Source organism: Leptothoe sp. EHU-05/26/07-4 (genome assembly GCF_043421015.1).
GTDB classification, from domain to species: domain Bacteria; phylum Cyanobacteriota; class Cyanobacteriia; order Phormidesmidales; family Phormidesmidaceae; genus Leptothoe; species Leptothoe turfae.
In genome coordinates this window covers 189,305-210,356 of sequence record NZ_JAXSQV010000008.1, presented here as the reverse complement: position 1 = coordinate 210,356, position 21,052 = coordinate 189,305, and the positions used below count along the sequence as shown (strand labels likewise).

Below are 21,052 nucleotides of genomic sequence, written 5' to 3'. Positions count from 1 at the left end.
AATGGTGACATGGCTAAATACAGGGTAGACGGGCATTACAGTTGTTCTAAGTTGCTAATTTTGTATTGCTTAACTGGACTGAAATCACCTTTGCCCGAATTGTGTAACGTCATCACGGTGCCATTGACTGTTACGGTGGCGCGGTAACAGCCTGTTTCTCCATCCGGGCTAGTAAAGTCAATTTGCACCTGAGAACGGGCCTCATCTATGGCAGATACCCAGCCTGACTGACGGTAGGTACACCAGTCCCAGCCTCTCTCCATAAAAATCTCTCGCTCTACGATCTGGGCCAGGGGTGGCAGCCCAGCCCAGCCTCGGTAGTAGGATCTTAAATCGGTCACAGATCTGTTGCGTTGTGCCAAATGGTGAGATGTATCGGGTTCTAAATGTCCCCAATAGCGGCCTTCGGGAAAGTCAATTAGGGTGGGGGCCAGTCTATGGCTGCTGATATGGCTGGTGCGCCAGATACGGACGGTATCTTTTTGAGCATAGGTATTAAGCCTTTCATAAATGGGTCGGCTAAAGCGACCACAGCAGATATCTAACTCGGCATGGGCGCAAACTAGAAAGTCTCGCGTTGTAGCTGGCTGGCGATAGGCCTCAAAAGCTTTAAGTTTGGCCGGTGTAGATAGGGCGTTGACCAGTGGCACCACAAGATGCTCAGGTAGCCAAAACTCTTGCTTATCGTAGACAGAAAACTGTTCTGCAGGGCGCTGAAAGTAAATAATGCGGCGGTAGCCTGGCCGATGGTAGCGTGGCTCTGGAGCAATTGCTAGACAACGCCCCTTGGTGCTGCGGGCCGCTGCTTGTAATAGCAGTGGTAGTAAGGCTGCTGGAAAATTTTTACTCTGTAGCACATTACGTCCCCAGGGCATGGGCACCTCAACAATGAGGTAGCGATCGCACTCCGGGGCTGATCCGATCGGATCTTCACCGCTGTGCTTAGAAAACACAGCACAGAGATCGATGTCGGGGCAAGTGGTAATGGATTGGGATGACATCACACTGGGGTATCAACTAAGTATTTGAACAAATCATCTAACAACGCGTTAGCTGCCAAAATCCCATTTCCCAAAAACCAAGTATCAAAGGATACTGGATATACTTTCTCTTGTTGTACTGCCCCAAGCTGTTGCCAGAGGGGATGGCGAGTGACCTTTTGAGCCATGGAGTTTTGAGGATTGTCTTGAAAGTAAAAAATAACATCCCCATCCATAGCGGGAATGGCTTCGAGGCTAACCGTTTCGTAAAATTTTGCCTTGGCCTGAGACGGTGGGCGAGGCAGCCCCACCTGCTCTAAAATGTAGCCACAAAATGAATTCCGCATATATAAGCGCACCTGATCGGGGCGAAATCGTAGCACGGAAACTTCAGTGGTTTCCAGGCGATCACCCATCTGTTGCCGAAAGTCTTGAACCCTAGCCTGAAAATCTTGAATCAGTGCTTGCCCCTGTTCTGGTTTACCCAAGGCCGTAGCATAGGTGGTAATGGCATCGGCGCGGGTCTCAACCAGTACCGTTGGGGCAATTTGGGAGAGCGTATTATAGAAGGTACGGTGGTCCTCTACATTACTCAAAATCAGGTCTGGCTTTAGCTCCAGGATAGCTTCAAAATTAGGTTGAGATGAATGGCCGATATTGACAATTCCGTCGCTTTTATCTGCCAAATAGCTGGCAAAATTGCCGTAGTTGGAGCGCTGGGGAAATCCTGAATAGGTAGAGGCAATGGGCTTAATCCCCAGGGCCAGACTGTTATCAAGCGCATTCTGAGACAGCACTACCACCCGCTGGGGTGATTGGGGAACAATCACCTCACCTAATGCGGTTTCGACAGCGTGTCCCTGCTCTGGGATGACCAGCTGAGTTGTGGGGGATGACCCACCACAGGCAACAACTAGCACCAACGCGATGATGGCTGGTAGCAGCCTTTTGATATAGCGCATCTCCTCCAACATTGGTTTTGCTTTAACTCCTAAGTCGGTCTAGACCCATAAAAAGTCAAGATAGTTTAAATGAGAAAGTATTGCAATAATTAAACTATCTTCCGTTCCTGGATGAATTTACCATAACCCTTTTATGAAAGGACTTTTGCCATTGAACTATCGGCTAACTGACCGCTCTCTAACTTGAGTATACGATCAGCTAGATGAAAATATTTATCATCGTGGGTAATGGCTAAGACTAGCTTTTGTTGGCGCTTGAGTTCAGGCAAAATTTGGGTATAGAACACGGTCTTAAAATGGGGGTCCTGATCGGCAGCCCATTCATCAAACAGGTACACGGGCCGATCTTCTAGATAGGTGGTCAGGAGTGCCAGGCGTTTGCGTTGCCCCTGGGAGAGATCGATGTCGGACAGCTTGCCATCCTGGATGTGAACTTTGTGAGCGAGCTGCAAGGCCTGCAAATAGGCGTTGGCTTGTTCAATCTGTTGGGGGTTGTCCAGGGCCAGGAGGCGGTCAAACAGATAAAAATCAGCGAAAATCGCGGAAAACTGTTGTCGGTAGGCTTCTCGATTGGCATCAGTAATCCGGTTGCCATCCAGGATAATCTGGCCTGAACTCGGAGGATATAGACCCGTAATCAGCTTTGCCAGTGTGGATTTACCACTGCCATTGCCACCAATGAGAAACACCACTTCTGGTCGTTTGAATGCCAGGTTGATGGGGCCTACGGTGAATGGAGTCGTATCGGCTCCCCGGTCATAGTGATGGACTACGTTTTTCAGTTCCAGATGCTGCCACGATGGAGATAGGGACTCTATACTAGGAAGTTCTGGAAACTGGTTAAGCATAAAACCAAAGGACTCTACTTTGTCTAGGGCCACACTGGCTCGGCTCAGAATTGGCAGGCGTCGCATTAAATTTTCGAGGGGACCGTTGAGATAAATAACGGTCAACACGTAGCTAGAGAACAGCGTCATATCCAGGGCGCTGAACTGGGGGATAACAAACAAAAAGACGCTAATAACGGCAAAGAAAATTAGCTGCCCCCAGCTAGCGGCTCCGGCAAAGATGCCCATGCCCCAGACGGTAAAACGGCGATATGTGGTGGCTGTCTGTTGCAATTCATCGGTTAGAAAAACCTGTCGTCGCTGCTGGTGCAGTTTGAGTTCTTTCATGCCGTGAATCAGGCCGCGCAGGTGTTTGAATAATCGGTCTTGTTCGTTACGGGCCTTGACCAAAAAGCGTCGAGCGCGTCGGGCAATCAGCTGATAAGTGACGGTTGCTAAGAGCAAAAATGCAACCATAATTAGTAGCAACGGTACCGATAGCCAGCCCAAATACAGCAGAGAACCGCCCACGATGGCTAAGTCGATACAGAGAAAAGGCACCACTGTGAATGCCGAGGCAATGGTTTCAACATCTGCTGTGAGCGAGGCAAATAGACGATGGCTGCCTAGATCTTCGAGCTGACGTAACGGGCAGTCTAGCAGCTGGCGGGCTAGCATCAGCCGCAGGTGCAGCAGAGCCCCCTGACCCAGGCGAATCAAGAGTAGCTGTGATAGATAGCCGGCCACCAAAACAATGGCCAGTAGCCCTAAAAAGCCCAAAAAAAAGGATGCCGTTGTTGCTTGACGACCCGCTATAACTTCGTTAACCAGGGCCACTAGACGAGCACTGCCACCACCACTTACCCCCCCAGCCACGATAGCTATGACCATTGCCATAGGAGATGTGCGCAACAACAGTGAAATAAGATTCATAGCAGATGGCGTGTAAGATAATTCTATTGACAAAGATTCTTGTTTAAGACTAGCCTGCTATTGCATGGTTTTCTATTTACTTGGTGGAAATATTCGAATCGGTTGAGGACTCACGTCACAAAGTTGTTTCGCTTCAGATCTTATAATTTATTGGTGTCTGTTTGCGAACATTCTTTTTAGAAAGTGCATTGAAAGTTTTTTGGTGAAATCAGGTTAGAGGGCTTTCGAGTTTATTGGCTCTGTCCACATATCTGATTTATGTTTTTTTGCCTCGATATTATCGAGAACTGTTCTTTTAAAAGTTATGGCTTCGTTATGGTTTCTACCCTTCGGCCAGCAATTGCCCAGCTATCCAATGGGGAAAAGCGATCGCAGTTGGCAGTCCTGTTGCGATCTCACCTTCAACATCCCAATACGTTCCCGCTATCTTTTGCCCAACAGCGGCTGTGGTTTCTGGACCAGCTGCAACCGGGTAATCCGGCCTACACAATGATGGCCACGGTGCGGCTGCGGGGTGACTTGGATGTAGCCGCATTACAGCACGCCTGGCAGGATTTGGTGCAGCGTCATGAATCCTTAAGGACGCGTTTTGTGCTGGTGGATGGTCAACCCTATCAGCGCATTCAGCCCACGGGGGCTGTCTCGTTGACCCAGTTAGACTGGCGAGATTTACCATCAGCGGACCAAGCAGCGGCCATTCAATCCCAGGCGCTTAAGCTGGTGCAACAGCCCTTTGATTTAGAGCAAGATGGATTGGTGCGCTCTCATCTGATCCAATTAGAGACCGAGACCCACGTACTACTGCTCACGCTGCACCACATTATTTCTGACGGCTGGTCCATGGAAGTGTTAATCCGGGAGTTAGCCATTCTGTACAATGCCCATCAACGGGGGCAACAGGCTCAGCTCTCCCCTATGCCCATTCAATATGCTGATTTTGCCGTCTGGCAGCGACAGTTTTTGCAGGGAGACATTTTAGAAAAACAGTTTCACTACTGGCGGACTCAACTCTCTCCGCCGGTGTTGCCCAGCCTACCCACCGACTTTCCCCGCCCTGCCGTGCGCAGCCACCGCGGCCACCGACATTCCCTAGGGATATCGCCAGAACTCACAGCCCAGCTGCAAACGCTGAGCCAGCAGACAAATGCCACTCTGTTTATGACCACCCTGGCCGCCTTTCAGGTATTGCTATATGACTATGCCCAGCAGGCCACAATTCGAGTGGGTACCCCCATTGCTAACCGAGATCGCCCGGAAGTGGCTAACCTGATTGGCTTTTTTACCAATACGCTGGTACTGGGTGCCGAAATCGACGACAAGCTGTCCTTTTGTCAATGGCTACAGCGAGTGCGCGACCAGGCAGTCAATGCCTATGCCCATCAGGATTTACCCTTTGAAAAACTGGTGGATGAACTTCAACCCGAACGGGATCTAAGTCAAACACCGCTATATCAGGTTTGGTTTTATCTCCAGGACGATCCAGTCACCACGGTGTCGTTTCCGGGGCTGACCCTAGAACCGATTGAGATTGACTTGGGCACCGCTAAGCATGACCTGAAGCTAGGTCTATGGAAAAGTCCCCAGGGATTACAGGGGGCATTGGAGTACAGCACCGATCTCTTTGAATCGGCTACAGTGGCTCGGCTAGCCCGTGGCTATGAAGATCTCCTGACCGACATTGCCCGCGATCCCGACCAGTCAATTGCAGACCTGGTCCAACATTTACAACAGCGACAGCAGCAAAAAATGCTGGAACAAAAACGAGCGCTGTTATCGACCCAGCGGCAAAAGCTTAGAGGCACCCGCCGTCAATCCTTTACTTCCTAGCCCTATGACTTTTTCTTCTCGTCAGCGGTTGACTGGCATTCGTCGCCGCTCGGTTCAGGTCTCTTCGGAATCTTTAATTACAGCTCAGACCTTGGCTGCCGACCGGCGGCTACCGCTGGTGGTGCGACCCACCCAGGGTTCCCTCAACTTGGCTGCCTGGGCTGAGACCCAGCGAGATTGGATTGAGACTAAACTCCATCACCATGGTGGACTGTTATTTCGTGGTTTTGACAGCGCAGATACCCTGGGGTTAGAACAGTTTTTGAACGTGCTCAGTGACAATCTGTTGGACTACGCCTACCGCTCTACGCCACGCACTCAGGTGAGTGGCAAGGTGTATACCTCAACAGAATATCCGGCCAGCCAGACCATTCCGTTGCACAACGAAATGGCCTATAGCCGTCAGTGGCCCCTCAAAATTGCGTTTCTCTGTGTCCAGCCTGCTGTCTCGGGGGGGATGACGCCCATTGCCGACAGCCGTCAGGTCTATCAGGCCCTGCCAACAGATTTGCGATCGCGCTGGCAAGAACAACAAATCCTCTATGTGCGTAACTATGGTGGCTCCCTCGATTTGCCCTGGCAAACCGTATTTCAAACGGACGATCCGGCGGCGGTGGAAGCGTTTTGTCAGGCCAACGGCATGACCTGGAGTTGGGGCAACGGCAACCGTCTCCGCACCCAGCAGATCTGTCATGCGGTGGCCCGTCATCCCCACACCGGAGACTGGGTTTGGTTTAATCAAGCCCATTTATTTCATATTTCTAACCTGGAGCCAGCGGTGCGTGAAGGGTTGTTAGCTGATATCGCCGAAGCAGATTTACCACGCAACGCATACTACGGCGATGGTTCGGCCCTGGATGAGGCCGATGTCGCCATTATTCGCGCGGCCTACCAGGCCCATACGGTGATGTTTCCCTGGCAACAAGGGGATGTGTTGCTGCTCGACAACATGTTGGCGGCCCACGGACGTACTCCCTATAGTGGCCCTCGCAAGGTGTTGGTGGGCATGGCCCAACCTCACCAAAACCTTGCAGGGGTCGCTGACTAACTGTTCGTTTTTTGTTTCCTAATATCTTTCTCTAACCATCAGCGTAGATCCTATGCAAATTACCCAAGCCCCCCCTCCGTCTGAAATTGCAGGTTATCGTCTTTCTCCCCAGCAGCAACGTTTATGGCGACTACAGCAACGCTATCCTGGACAGCCCTTTCGCGCTTCGCTACGGTTGCGATCGCCCCAGCCCTATGCTGCCGCAAAGCTTTCTACAGCCCTACAACAGCTGATTGATCGACATGAAATTCTGCGTACGACCTTTTCCACCCTGCCGGGGATGACAATGCCACTACAGGTAATTGCAGAAACCCTGTCGAGTCAGTCGGTACTGACGCAGCATAATGATGCAACCCTGTCGACTGAGGTCGTAGAAGCCCAGGTGCAAACCCTGTTGGCGCAGTCGTTTGACTGGGTGAAAGGCCCCCTGTTTCAAGTGCACTGGATTCAGCGAGGGGAGTACGATGAGTTGCTATTTAATTTGCCAGCGCTGTGTGCCGATGGTGCCACCCTGTCACTGTTAGCCAACGAATTCCAGCAGTTCTATGGAGAAACCCCTGGAGAAACCTCGCAGATCAATCAGGAGCCCCCACTGCAATACGCTGATCTAGCCGAGTGGCAGACCGATCTGTTGGCAGGGGAAGATACCGCCGCCGGACGTAGCTACTGGCGACGCTCAAGCAATTTGGAACAGGTAATACAACGACTACCTTTGGAGCGGTCAGCGGACTCTACTGTGGCTGACACCGTTCACCTCCAGGTCCATTCTGTTGTGTTGCCGGTGGAGCAAACCCAAACCCTGTATCTCTGGGCAGATCAGCAGGGAGTGACAGTAGATGAGGTGTGTCTGACACTCTGGCAGATTTTAATCGCGCGACTCACTGAACAATCGACATTCACCTTGGGTTATAGCTGTGATGCCCGTCAGCATTATGAAGAGCTGCAAACGGCCTGTGGCCCATTAACCCGCGATCTGCCGCTACAGGTAGACCTGCAGCCCAACCAAAGTTTTGCCACGCTTGTCGCTCACGTTCATCAGAAACTAGAAGAAATTAAACCCTGGCAGGATTGTTTTGCCTGGGAAAACGTGCAGGATGAAGCTGGCTGGTTTCCCATGAGCTTTGGTATGCAGTCAGCTTCCCCAGACGAGTTCTCTCTAGAAACTCTCTCTCCTGTGAAGGTTATGGCAGCCAACGCTCTGCTAGAACCCTCCATGTTAAAGCTAGTGTGTCGGTCCGCAGCAAACACCCTCACCCTAGACTGGCTCTACGACGCTAGCCGTTTAGAGTTATGGGCTATTCAACAGATTCAGAACCACTGGCAAACCCTGATGATAGCAGCAATAGCTGCACCGGAGATGACAATTTCGCAGCTGCCGTTACTCAGTGCACCGGAGCGACAAGCCTTACTGGTGGACTTTAATCAAGCCACCAGCCAGCCCTGCGGCTATACCAGCCTACATCAGTGGTTTGAGGCCCAGGCAGTGCAAACGCCTAATCATCCGGCTGTGCGGTTTGAAGCAGATTGTTTAACCTATGGCCAGCTTAATAGTCGGGCTAACCAGTTGGCCAAAATGTTACAGCAGCAAGGGGTAACGTCGGAGAGTGTGGTGGCGGTGGCCCTCCCCCGTTGTCTCGACTGGGTTGTTGCCATTCTGGGTATTCTCAAAGCTGGAGGCGCATACCTGCCCCTAGACCCCCATCTGCCCACCGAACGATTCCAAACTATTTGCCAAGATGCAGCTGTAGTACAGGTATTGACTTGGTCAGAATGGTGCGATCGCATGCCCGAGACTGTTCCCACCCATTGTCTAGATACCCCCTGGGATAAAACAGATACCGAGAACTTGCTTCACCAGACAGCTCCCGAACATCTGGCCTACGTGATTTACACCTCTGGTTCAACAGGACAACCTAAGGGGGTGGCCGTTGAACATCGCCACATCCTCAACTATGTGCAGGGTATATTACCCCAGTTGGGTCTAGAGGCCGATGCCCACTATGGTCTAGTGTCCAGTGTGGCCGCAGATTTAGGTAATACCGTGTTGTTTGCAGCCCTGTGTACCGGCGGCTGTTTACACCTGATTGATGATGATCGAGCCCTACAGCCTAGTGCCCTTGCCGACTACTGTCGTCAATATCCCCTCGATTGTTTAAAAATTGTGCCGTCCCATCTCGGGGCCTTGCTCAGTGATGAATCTGCCGCCGTCTGGCTGCCCCATCACTGTTTAGTACTGGGTGGAGAAGCCGCCCCAGGATCCCTGGTCGCAGAGATACGCCGTTATCGGCCCCAGCTTAAACTGTTAAATCACTACGGCCCCACTGAAACCACCGTTGGGGTGCTGACCTATACTGTGCCCGAGCACTTCGAGCCAGCCACCACCCTGCCCCTAGGTCAGCCGCTGCCCAACATCCAGGTTTATGTTTTGGACCCTCACCATCAGCCAGTGCCGGTGGGTATTCCCGGTGAGATTTATGTGGGTGGTGCGGCTGTTAGTCGAGGCTATCTCAATCGCCCCGACCTAACTACAGAGCGATATATCACCAATCCCTTTGCACCGGGACGGCTCTATCGCACCGGCGATCGGGCGCGTCACTTACCCAGTGGCCAGCTAGAATTTTTGGGTCGCATTGATGATCAAATTAAGCTGCGGGGCTTTCGCATTGAACTGGGAGAAATAGCCGCCGTACTGCAACAGCATCTGGCTGTGCAACAGGCGATCGTTCTGTTACGCAAAGAGACCGAGACGCCCCAACTGGTGGCCTATGCGATTGCCCCGACCACGTCTGTAGAAGACCTGCGAACATATCTAGCGACAAAACTGCCTGACTACATGGTGCCAGCAGCGGTGGTGCCATTACGGAGTTTTCCCCTCACCGCCAACGGTAAAATTGACCGCCAGGCATTGCCTGCCCCCAATCGTGGTTCGGCGGTTGAGCAGACGGCTCCCAGCAGCGATGCTGAAAAACAACTGGTGGCCATCTGGCAAGACCTGTTGCGGACGGAGACTATCGGCATCCACGACAACTTTTTTGAATTGGGTGGGGACTCCATTCTGAGCATTCAGGTGATTGCCAGGGCCAACCAGGCCGGTCTACAGCTCACCCCCCGCCAACTCTTTGATCATCAAACCATTGCGGGCCTAGCCGCCGTCGCGGGCACCGCCACAGCGGCCAAGGCGGAGCAAGGCCCCATGAGCGGTGTGGCCCCCCTCACCCCGATTCAACATCGCTTCTTTGAGCAGGCAGTTGATAATCGCAACCACTGGAACCAGGCCCTCTTGCTGGAGGCACGAGAGTCTCTCAACCCAGATTTACTGGAGCAAGCGCTCAATCATCTGAGCCAGCATCACGATGCCCTGCGGTTACGGTTCCAGCGTCAAGACAATCGCTGGCAGGCGGTGCATGGAGACCACAGGCAGCTTTCGCTGCAGCGGATCGATCAGACAGGCTGCGCTGATGCTGACGTGGAAACCCAGATTGTGACCCACGCCGACGCCTTGCAAACTTCATTAAATATTACCGATGGACCGCTGATGGGGGCCGCCTGGTTTGACTTCGGCCCTGCCCGCTCGGCCCGATTATTAGTGGTGGTGCACCATCTAGTGATCGACGGTGTATCTTGGCGGGTGCTGCTGGAGGATTTACAGACGGTTTATGGCCAGCTGCAAAGTGGAGTTGCGATCGCACTGCCCCCCAAAACCACCTCCTTCCAACAGTGGGGCGAACACCTGATCACCTACAGTCAATCAGCGGACCTGCAACAGACCCAGCTCGCTCCAAACACGGCCACTCTACCCCTGGACTTTACCGACGGCAACAACACAGTGGCCTCTGCACGCACACTGGCCCTCAGTCTGGATGTCACCGAAACCGAGGCGCTGCTACGGGAGGTGCCCAAGGCCTACCAGAGCCAGATCAATGACGTACTGCTAACGGCATTGCTGCAAGGGATGGCCCCATGGACCCAGCAATCGTCCCTAATGATTGAGCTAGAGAACCATGGCCGCGATGATTTTGACGGCCAGCTGGATCTCTCCCGCACCGTGGGCTGGTTTACCGCCATCTTCCCAGTGCAGCTGACGCTGCCTACGGACCCCAATCCTGGAGCGGCACTGATGGCCATCAAAGAACAGCTGCGTAGCCCCGGCAGGCCTCTGGATTACGGCGTTGGCCGATATCTCAGTACCGCAGGCCAAAATCACCCAGAGCCTGACTTAGTCTTCAACTACCTGGGCCAGTTTGACAGCAGCCTGCCCGAGGCCAGTTTGTTTGGTTTGGCTCCAGAATCCGAGGGTCACAGCCGAGACCCTAAGACACTGCGACGCCACGTGATTGAGATTAATGGCCGGGTGTTGTCCGGCCAACTGCAGCTGGCCTGGACCTACAGCGATCAGTGCCATCGGCGGGAAACCATTGCCCAGGTAGCCGAGCAAACCATGGCCGCCTTGAAAGCGCTGATTGCCCACTGCACCTCTAATGAGGCTGGCGGCTATACCCCCTCTGATTTTCCCCAAGCCAACCTGAGTCAGACGGCCCTCGATCAGGTGCTAGCTCAGTTGCAAACCAGTGGGGAGGGTTAAACCATGCAAAAAGTAGATAATCTCGAAGACCTGTACGAACTGACCCCCACCCAGCAGGGTATTTTATTCCACAGTTTAATGGCCCCCAATGAGGGCATGTACTGCACCCAGTTTGGCTTTACCCTCCAGGGCGATCTGGCCATCGATACCTTTTGTCAGGCCTGGGAACAAACCCTAAAGCAGCATTCCATTCTGCGCACGGCCTTTGTTTGGGAAGGCTTGGAAAAGCCAATCCAGCTTGTTCGTCAAAAAGTGGCGCTGCCATTGACTCAGCTGGATTGGCGAGACCGGTCCACCGCTGAGCAACAGCAAGAGCTAGAGACCTGGATCCAGCAGGATCGACAGCAGGGATTTACCCTTTCCCAGGCCCCCCTGATGCGGCTGACATTAATCCGCTGGGCCGACACCACCTATCACTGCATTTGGAGTAAGCATCACCTGCTGCTGGATGGCTGGTCTACCAGCTTAGTGCTGAAGGCTGTACTGACTCGATACGAGGCCCTACGGCAGCACCAGGCACCCGCCCTCACACCGGCACCGCCCTACCGGGATTATGTGGCCTGGCTCCAGCGGCAAGATTTAGCTCAGGCAGAAAACTTTTGGCGATCGCATCTCCAGGGATTCATCGCCCCCACACCCCTGGGCATTCCCCGCACCCTCAAGCAGTCGGCGGGCACCTCAGACATCGCCAATGCCACCCACCTGATTAGCCCTGAACTGACACAGACGCTCAAAACCTTTGTCCGCCAACATCAGCTCACCTTAAATACGTTGGTGCAGGGGGCCTGGGGCCTTTTACTCAGCCGCTATAGCGACGAAACCGATGTGGTGTTTGGGGTGACCTCCGCCGGACGTCCCCCAGATTTACCAGGGGCTGAGGCCATGGTGGGGCTATTTATCAACACGCTGCCCGCCCGCGTATCGGTGGATATTGATCAGCCCTTAGTGCCCTGGCTGCAGTCTATTCAGGCGCAGCAGGCCAGCCTGCGGCAGTACGAATATAGCCCGCTCACCCAGGTGCAGCGCTGGAGCGAGATGCCCCCTGGCACCGCTTTGTTTGACAGTATTGTGGTGTTTGAAAACTACCCGGTGGACCCAGAGCTACAGGCGGTTTCCCAGGCGGCGGCCACCAACCAGCAGGCTAAAATCAGCGATATCTACACCACCGAGCGTACCCACTACCCCTTAACCATCGTCGCCCTGACGGATCCGACGGCGGCTCCGGGGGGACTGGAACTGCAGGGGCTATACGACCCGCAGCAGTTTGAGGCCGATAGTATCGAGCGGCTACTGGGGCAGCTGGCCTGCCTGCTTAAGGCCATCCCTGACCATGGCACCGCAGCCCTCGGAGAGCTGCCTTGGATGACAGAGGCTGAGCGTTTACAGCTACTCAGCTGGGGCCAGGCCCAGGGGAGTTTTCCCAAGCAGCCAGGGCTGATTGAGCGTTTTATCACCCATGTGGAGCAGCGCCCCGATGCCGTGGCCCTCTTAGACGGCGATCGCACCCTCACCTATCAAGACCTGGATCGACGTTCCACCCAGCTGGCCCACTATCTTGCCCAGCAGGGGGTGACCGCCGAGACCCGAGTGGCGCTATGTCTGCCCCGGAGTTTAGATTTAATCGTCGCCGCCCTCGGTATTCTTAAAGCGGGAGGGGCCTATGTGCCGTTGGACCCCAGCTATCCCACCGAGCGGCTGCGCTGGGTTTTGGCCAACGCGGAGCCGACGGTGGTGGTGACCCTAGCAACGGAAACCGAACGGCTAGGGTTAACCCCTGAAACCAGCGTCTGCCTGGACCGCGATGCTGAGGTGATTAACCAGCAGTCCAGCCAGCTAACGCTGCCCACCCCTCAGCCAGGGCAGCTGGCCTACGTGATCTACACCTCCGGCTCCACCGGACAGCCCAAAGGGGTGATGGTGCGCCATGGCGAAGTGGTGCGCCTATTTACGGCCACGCAGCAGTGGTTTCAGTTTTCCCATGAGGATATTTGGCCGTTATTCCATTCCTTTGCCTTTGACTTCGCGGTTTGGGAAACGTGGGGAGCCTTACTCCATGGCGGCCAGCTGGTGATCGTGCCCTATGAGATCAGCCGGTCACCCCAGGCGTTTTACCAGTATTTGCAGCAAACCGGGGTGACGGTGCTGAACCAGACATCAACGGCGTTCCGTCAGCTCATGGCCATAGACGAAGTGGTCCAGGCCCCCTTAGCGCTCAAATGGGTGATTTTTGGTGGGGAAGCCCTGGATCTACCCAGCCTCCGGCCCTGGTTTGAACGCCATGGCGATCGCACCCCCCAGCTAGTGAACATGTACGGCATCACCGAAACAACGGTGCATGTCACCTACCGTCCCCTCAGCCAACAGGATACCTTTGCCTCCACCAGTATGATTGGCGGTCCCATTCCTGATTTAGCCCTCTATGTACTCGACCGGCACCGACAGCTGGTGCCGGTGGGGGTGCCAGGGGAGCTTTATGTGGCGGGAGCCGGAGTGTCCCTGGGTTATCTAAATCGCCCAGAGCTAACGGCAGAGCGCTTTTTAGAAAATCCGTTTGATCCGCATCTAGGCAATATGTATCGGACCGGCGATCAGGTGCGGTGGCGCTCCGACGGCGATCTCGATTATCTGGGCCGCTTGGACAATCAGGTGAAGCTGCGCGGTTTTCGCATTGAGCTAGGGGAAATTGAGGCAGCAATCAACCAGCATCCGGCAATCCGGGAAGCGACGGTCATACTGCGCCATGACCCACCAGCTCAGCCACGACTAGTGGCCTACACAGTCTATCGCGATCAGCCCCTCAGCGAAGGAGAACTGCGCCAGTGGCTCAAGGGCAAACTGCCGGACTACATGGTGCCAGCCGCCATGGTGACCCTGCCCGCATTTCCCCTCACCCCCAACGGCAAACTCGACCGGCGGCAGCTGCCCGCCCCCAGTGGCGAGCGCCCATCCCTGCCCGTGGCCTATGCCGGACCCCAATCGGAGCAGGAACAAACCATTGTGCGCATCTGGCAGGATTTGCTGCATCTGGACACCGTAGGCATCCATGACAGCTTCTTTGACCTGGGGGGAGATTCCCTGGGACTGATGCAGCTACATCACCGGCTGCAGACAGAGCTAAAGACATCGTTTGAGCTAATGGATCTGTTCCGGTATCCCACGGTGCATGACTTTGCTGAATTCCTTAGCACCCAGACTCCAGCTGAGCCGACGCCAGCAGCTGCCCCCCAGCGGCAGCAAGGAAAATCCCGTCTGCAGCAACAACGGCAGCGCCGCCAAACCACGAAATCTCGATAGTTCCAGTGCTTATTTCAGGTAACAACACAAAGCGAGACGGTTTCCTAAGGAATTCGGAGTTCGGAATTCGGAATGGTCTCCCTTTTACTTCTTACTTCTTACTTCCGCCTTCCGCCCTAGCCGAAATTTCTTGACTTAAGTTGATCCCCCTTATTTCAGACTCACCATGACGACTCACTACACGGGCTTAGAAACCGCCGTTATTGGCATGGCCGGTCGCTTTCCCGGTGCCCCCACCCTGGCTGATTTTTGGCACAACTTACAAAACGGCGTGGAATCGGTCTCCTTCTTTTCGGAGGAGGAACTGCTGGATGCCGGCATTGAGACGGCAACGGTAAAGCAGCCTAACTATGTCAAAGCCCGCGCCATTCTTGAAAATGCCGATGTGTTTGATGCCGGGTTCTTTGGCCTCAGTCCCCGCGATGCCGAAATCCTTGACCCTCAACAACGGGTATTTTTAGAAACCGCCTGGACCGCCCTAGAAACCGCTGGATACGACCCGCAACGGTTTGGGGGAGCCATCGGCATATACGGCGGAGCCACCCTCAGCAGCTATTTATTTAATCTCTACAGCAACCCCCATCTGATGCAGACCGTGGGCCAGTTTCCCCTGGTGCTGGGCAATGGTCGGGAGTTTCTGACGACGCGGACCTCCTATTTGATGAATTTGCAGGGGCCGAGTGTGAATGTGCAAACGGCTTGTTCTACAGCGCTGGTGGCGGTTCACCTGGCGAACCAGGCCCTGCTTAGCGGCGAATGCGATCTGGCCCTGGCGGGCGGTGTTTCGATTCGGATGCCCCTAAAGGGGGGATATGTCTATCAGGAGGGGGGAATTTCCTCCCCGGATGGTCACTGCCGCGCCTTTGATGCCAGTGCCAAGGGCACGGTGGGCGGCAGCGGGGTCGGGATGCTGGTGCTCAAGCGGCTGGAGGATGCCCTGGCGGATCGCGATACGATCCATGGCGTGATTAAGGGGTCCGCCATCAACAACGACGGCTCCGCCAAAATGAGCTACACAGCTCCCCGCATTGAAGGGCAGGCGACGGTAATTCGGACAGCCCAGCAGGTGGCGGAGGTGGAGCCGGAGAGCATTCAATATATCGAGGCCCACGGGACGGGAACGATTTTGGGTGACCCCATCGAAGTGGCGGCCCTAACCCAGGCATTTCAAACGGCGCAGCAGGGCTACTGCGCCCTGGGGTCGGTGAAAACAAATATTGGCCACCTGGATGCAGCGGCAGGGGCAGCGGGGTTGATTAAAACCTTGCTGTCGCTAAAGCAGCGGCAGATTCCCCCCAGTTTGCATTTTGAATCGGCTAACCCCCAGATTGACTTTGACCACAGTCCGTTTTACGTCAACGATCATCTACGGCCCTGGCCCGAGCAGTCCAATAGCCCCAGGCGAGCAGGGGTGAGTTCCTTTGGCATGGGGGGCACCAACGCCCATGTGATTGTGGAGGAAGCGCCTCCGGTGGCGGCCACTAGTGCCTCCCGTCCTTGGCAGCTGTTGCTGTGGTCGGCTAAAACCGAGACCGCTCTGGACGCAGCGACTCAGCAGTTGGGCCCGGCGTTAGAACAAGTGGATTTGGCCGATGCGGCCCATACTCTCCAGGTGGGGCGGCAGGCCTTTGCGCATCGGCGGATGATGGTGTGTTGCGATCGCACCGATGCCCTCACCGTTCTCAACGGAGCCACCTCCCAGCGATTAAAATCCAACACTGCCCCTGACACCGTCCCCCAGGTGGTATTTCTGCTACCAGGCCAGGGAGCCCAGCATGTGGGCATGGGGCAACAGCTCTACGAAACGGAGCCCCGTTTCCGCCAGGTAATTGATCGCGGAGCCGAACTGCTGCAGCCCCACCTGGGTCTAGATATTCGGCAGATCCTCTACCCAGACGATGGCCAGATGGCTGAGGCAACGGAGCTGATGCGCCGCACCGACATCGCCCAGCCCGCACTCTTTCTGATGGAATATGCCCTGGCCCAGCTGTGGCAAGAGTGGGGCGTTACCCCCAAGGCGTTTATCGGTCATAGTCTCGGGGAATATGTCGCCGCCTGTCTGGCGGGGGTGGCGGATTTAGACACCATGCTACCGTTAGTCGCCCTGCGCGGACGGTTAATGGCCCAGCAGCCAGAGGGAGCCATGCTGAGTGTGGCCCAGCCCGCCAGACAGATTGAGGCCCAGCTACCGACGGATCTGGTGTTGGCAGCGGACAATGCCCCCGAGCTATGTGTCGTGGCTGGGCCAATTGAGGCCATCGCCCTCTATCAGCAGCAGCTAGAGGCCCAGGAAATTCCTTGCCGGTTGCTCAAAACCTCCCATGCCTTCCATTCACCGCTGATGGCCGGTGTTTTAGAACCGTTTCGTCAACAGCTGAGCCAACTTGCCCTCAATCCCCCCAAAAAACTGTGGGTTTCCAACCTGACGGGCACCTGGATTACCCCCGAGCAAGCCACCGATCCAGACTACTGGGTGCAGCATCTGCGGCAGCCGGTGCAGTTTCGCCCTGGTTTGGAAACCCTCAACAATGATCGGTCGCTGCTGCTAGAAGTGGGACCAGGCCAGACGTTAACCACCCTGGCTCGCCAGCATGACCTGAAAACCCCATCGATCATTCCATCCCTGGGGCACCCCAGAGATTCTCAGCCGGATCTCGCCTGTTTGCTATCGGCGGTGGGGCAGCTGTGGCTCGCCAATGTGGCCATTAACTGGCAAGGCTTTTATGCCCATGAGCAGCGACGGCGGATCCCCTTGCCCACCTATCCCTTTGAGCGTCAGCGCTACTGGGTTGAGGCGCAGCCCTTAGCCGCAGCCCCCCAGCCCGTCCTACAGAAAAAGCCCGATGTGGCTGACTGGTTTTATCTACCGGAGTGGCAGCGTTCTCACCTAAGACCGGCGGTGGCCCACACCACGTCCGAGGCTGCCTGGCTGTTGTTTGTGGATGACACCGCCCGTAACCAGGCCATTGCCCAGGGGTTATCCTTGGCCCATGCCGCCGTCACGGTACACCCTGGCGACAGCTTTAGTCACTTAGATCAGCACACCTTTACGATCAACCCTCACCGCCCTGAAGACTATCGAGCCCTGCTCAATGCCTTGGGGGACCACCGCCCCACCGAAATTCTGCACGGTTGGAGTCTGACCTCAGGCACCGACTTTGACGAGATTCAGACCCAGGGCTGCCAGAGCCTGCTGTATTTGACCCAGGCCTTAGCCCAGTGCGGTTGGCACCATGATCTGCGGCTAACGGTGCTGGCCGCCAATATTTTGAACGTCAATGGCACCGAACCCCTGTCCCCGGCCCATGCCACTATCCTTGGCCCCTGCACCGTGATTCCCCAGGAATATCGGCAAATCACCAGCCGCTTGGTGGATTGGCCGGTGGATGGCGATAACCCCAAGGATCTAAAAGTACTGCTGGCAGAGCTGGTCGCTGGGGCTGTTGAAGAACCGACGGTGGCCTATCGCCACGGAATGCGGTGGGTACAGCGCTTTGTCCCCATGCCTCTACCGGAGGCAGAGCCAGCGCTGCTGCGCCAACGGGGTGTTTATTTCATTACCGGCGGTCTGGGGAATGTGGGTCTGACCCTGGCCGCATCCCTGGCCCCCTGGCAGGCCAAGGTGGCCCTGCTGAGTCGACGCAGCCTGCCGGATCGCGCTCAGTGGCCCGCTTATTTAGAGAATGTGCCCACCGATCCGATCTGCGACAAACTTCGCCAGATTCAGGCCATGGAGGCTGCGGGTGTGGAGGTGCTGATCCTTGCTGCTGATGTGGCTGATGCGGCACAGTTGGAGGGTGCGATCGCAAAAACCGAAGCCCACTTCGGCCCCCTCAACGGCGTCATTCACGCCGCCGGTGCCGTTGGTGAGCAGGCCTTTCGCATGATTGCAGAAACGGGTAGCGCTGAACTTGAGCAGCAATTTCAGGCCAAGGTTACCGGCTTACAAAACCTGGCGACGGCCCTGGAGGGTAAATCGTTAGACTTTGGACTGCTTTGCTCATCGCTGGCCTCAGTTTTAGGCGGGTTAGGCTTTGCCAGCTACAGCGCCGCCAATTACTTTATGGATGCCTTTGCCCAGCAGCAGTCCCAAGGCGACTCCTTGCCCTGGATGAGCATTAACTGGGATGGCTGGCGGTTTCAACCGGACGAGCATCCAGAGCTGGGGCAAACCATGGCCGATTTTGCCCTCACCCCGGCGGAGGGCAGCGCCGTTTGGCAGCGGCTGTTTGCCTATGCCACCGTGCCCCAAATGATTGTCTCCACGGGGGACCTCAAGGCACGCCAACAGCAGTGGCAGCCAGCGCCAGCGACGACCACCGACGATGCCAACCGTCCCCAGTATGATCGCCCGGATCTAGCTGGTGACTATCAGGCGGCCACCACCCCCTTAGAACAGCAGGTGGTGGAGATTTGGGAGTCATTTTTAGGCATTCGGCCCATCGGCATTGACGATAGCTTCTTTGAACTGGGGGGGCATTCCCTGCTGGCCACCCAGATTATGGTGCACCTGCGTCAGCAGTTTCAGGTGGATATTCCCCTGCGCTGCTTGTTTGATAACCCAACGGTGGCTGGTCTGGCCGAAGCGATTGTTCAACACCAAAGTGAGAATCAGCCGGTGGTGGATGAGATCGCACCCCTACCCAGGTTTGAAAGCTCAGACATCCAGCAGCTGCTAGACCAAATCGATCAGCTGCCCGAATCCAAGGTGGATGAACTGCTCCACCAATTTTCCCAATTGCAGGCCCTAACCTAGTTTCTACATATCCCCGCTATGATCACCACCCCTGATACCAACCGCTGGCTCCGACGCGGTACCCCCAATCCCAATGCGTCCCTACGCTGTTTTTGTCTGCCCTATGTTGGTGGCAGTGCCCGCATCTTCCAACCGTGGAGCCAGTCCTTGCCCGACAGTGTTGAGGTGTGTGCCCTAGAACTGCCGGGGCACGGCACCCGACTCACCGAACAGCCTTTTGACAATTGGGACGCGGTTTTGGAGGCCATCTCCCAGGTGATTTTGCCCCTTTGCGATCGCCCCTTTGTGTTCTTTGGCCACAGCATGGGAGCCTTGATCAGCTTTGAGCTAGCCCGCTATTGTCGTCGCCACAATCTGCCGATGCCTAGCCATCTTTATGTGTCAGGTCATCGTGCGCCCCAGCTACCCGACCCGGAAGAGCCGGTGCACAATCTGCCTGAACAGGCCTTTCGAGAGAAACTCACCCGACTGCAGGGCACTCCACCAGCGGTGCTCAATAACAAAGAGTTTATGGCGATGCTGTTGCCGGTGCTGCGGGCTGATTTCACCCTGTGTGAAACCTACAGTTATGTTCAAGAGCCGCCCCTGCCCTGTCCCATTACCGCCTTTGGCGGCACCCAAGATCCCACCACCCAACGGGGCCGCCTGCGGGCTTGGAGAGCACAGACCCAGGCTAAATTCACCCGCCATGTGTTACCAGGCAAACACTTTTTTATTCAAACGGAACAAGCCTCTCTCCTCAATCACTTGAAGATCAGCCTAATATAACTAGATATAGATAACTCCAAGTTGCTGTGCGCAGCAACTAATCCTCTGACGATAACCAGGCTCAGCAGATCGCACAGTCAATGCCATTTTGGCAACGTGCAACGCCTGTAGAACGCGCCGAGGATTTTCGTAGATGGGTAGCTCAACTGCCTAAAACAAGCATTACCTTATCTGATGAAGCTTTCGACCGTGGCAATATTTTTGGCTAGCTGCTGTCCGGCACAGCTCAATAAAGATAGGACTAGCATTAGCTAAAGTTATTGTTCGCGCCACGAGTTCACCGCACAGGTGTCGATGCAGCCTGAGCGAATACTTAATTCAGCAGTGATGGATAAAACCAGTGACACGCCTAAGCTACCGCACAGCCAGTAAGGGATAGTATGCCCAATCCTGCCAAATTGTATCGATCGGTCCAAAGTGTTAGGATCCCACCATCCTCTAACCGTGTCAGCTCATGCCGTGGGAAAAAACATTTGAAATCCAAGATGTCGTTGACAAAGCCATGCAGGTGTTTTGGACCAAAGGGTATGTAGACACCTCAATTGCAGACCTGCTTGAAGCGACAGGAATCAAGCGCAGCAGCCTTTATAACGCTTTTGGTGGCAAGCGTGATCTATTCGTTAAAGCACTGCGTAAATACGACCGTGAGAACAGCAGAGCCACCCTAAGCAAGCTTGAAGAAATCGAAGATCCCCGTCAAGTCATCCAAACCTTATTTGAAGGCGTGATCCAAGAAGCCCTGAACGACCCGGACCAAAAAGGGTGCTTACTGGTGAATACATCCCTAGAGTTACCAACCCATGACAAAGAGATTAAAACCATCGTAAAGACTGGCCTACAGGCCGTTGAAGCTTTTTTGCAACGCCAAATTGAACTGGGTCAGGCCCGATCTGAGCTGCCCGAATCCATCGATCCCCAGGCAACCGCTAGAACCTTAGTTGCTCTGATCACCGGCATTAGAGTCTTGGGTCGCGGAGTCTTTGAAGAAAGCGCCTTGAGATCAATTGCAGCCCAGGCACAGCGACTCATTACCTAGACTCCGAGTCGCCTCGATAAAAACTTTTTTCTGGAATGG

Annotated in this window: 11 protein-coding genes; 8 read left to right on the top strand and 3 right to left on the bottom strand. The window is 55.0% G+C overall.

Annotation, left to right across the window (positions count from 1 at the left end):
* Positions 1-35: 35 nt before the first annotated feature.
* The 3 genes from U2F10_RS34300 to U2F10_RS34290 form a co-directional block, all read right to left on the bottom strand.
* Entirely contained in the window at positions 36-1,001 is a 966-nt protein-coding gene (locus U2F10_RS34300; protein WP_163670522.1) for a ferredoxin family protein, read from the bottom strand.
* Positions 1,001-1,942, bottom strand: a complete 942-nt coding sequence (locus tag U2F10_RS34295) for an ABC transporter substrate-binding protein (protein ID WP_163670524.1) — start codon at positions 1,940-1,942, stop codon at positions 1,001-1,003. Before U2F10_RS34295 ends, U2F10_RS34300 begins: the two co-directional genes overlap by 1 nt.
* Before the next feature lie 131 nt (positions 1,943-2,073).
* The gene (locus tag U2F10_RS34290; RefSeq protein ID WP_163670526.1) at positions 2,074-3,702 is read right to left on the bottom strand and encodes a cyclic peptide export ABC transporter; all 1,629 of its coding nucleotides are present in this window, start codon (positions 3,700-3,702) and stop codon (positions 2,074-2,076) included.
* A 315-nt stretch (positions 3,703-4,017) separates the two neighbouring features.
* On the opposite strand from U2F10_RS34290, the gene U2F10_RS34285 reads away from it, so the two are divergent.
* The 8 genes from U2F10_RS34285 to U2F10_RS34250 all read left to right on the top strand — a co-directional run bounded on the left by U2F10_RS34285 (position 4,018) and on the right by U2F10_RS34250 (position 21,013).
* Positions 4,018-5,529, top strand: coding sequence for a condensation domain-containing protein (locus tag U2F10_RS34285; protein WP_499874665.1), 1,512 nt, complete (start codon positions 4,018-4,020; stop codon positions 5,527-5,529).
* A 4-nt stretch (positions 5,530-5,533) separates the two neighbouring features.
* On the top strand, positions 5,534-6,577 hold the full coding sequence (locus tag U2F10_RS34280; protein ID WP_499874664.1) for a TauD/TfdA family dioxygenase: 1,044 nt from the start codon (positions 5,534-5,536) through the stop codon (positions 6,575-6,577).
* A 52-nt stretch (positions 6,578-6,629) separates the two neighbouring features.
* A complete protein-coding gene (locus tag U2F10_RS34275) occupies positions 6,630-11,159 on the top strand; it encodes an amino acid adenylation domain-containing protein (RefSeq protein WP_499874662.1) in 4,530 nt (1,509 codons plus the stop codon).
* Positions 11,160-11,162: 3 nt separating this feature from the next.
* Positions 11,163-14,453: an amino acid adenylation domain-containing protein gene (locus U2F10_RS34270; protein WP_499874661.1), complete on the top strand. Its 3,291-nt coding sequence runs from the start codon at positions 11,163-11,165 to the stop codon at positions 14,451-14,453.
* Between the two features lie 166 nt (positions 14,454-14,619).
* On the top strand, positions 14,620-19,209 hold the full coding sequence (locus U2F10_RS34265; protein ID WP_499874659.1) for a type I polyketide synthase: 4,590 nt from the start codon (positions 14,620-14,622) through the stop codon (positions 19,207-19,209).
* An 18-nt stretch (positions 19,210-19,227) separates the two neighbouring features.
* The gene (locus U2F10_RS34260) at positions 19,228-19,977 is read left to right on the top strand and encodes a thioesterase II family protein (protein WP_163670538.1); all 750 of its coding nucleotides are present in this window, start codon (positions 19,228-19,230) and stop codon (positions 19,975-19,977) included.
* Positions 19,978-20,057: 80 nt separating this feature from the next.
* A complete protein-coding gene (locus U2F10_RS34255) occupies positions 20,058-20,186 on the top strand; it encodes a hypothetical protein (protein ID WP_284682003.1) in 129 nt (42 codons plus the stop codon).
* Positions 20,187-20,431: 245 nt separating this feature from the next.
* A complete protein-coding gene (locus tag U2F10_RS34250) occupies positions 20,432-21,013 on the top strand; it encodes a TetR/AcrR family transcriptional regulator (RefSeq protein ID WP_163670540.1) in 582 nt (193 codons plus the stop codon).
* Positions 21,014-21,052: the final 39 nt, after the last annotated feature.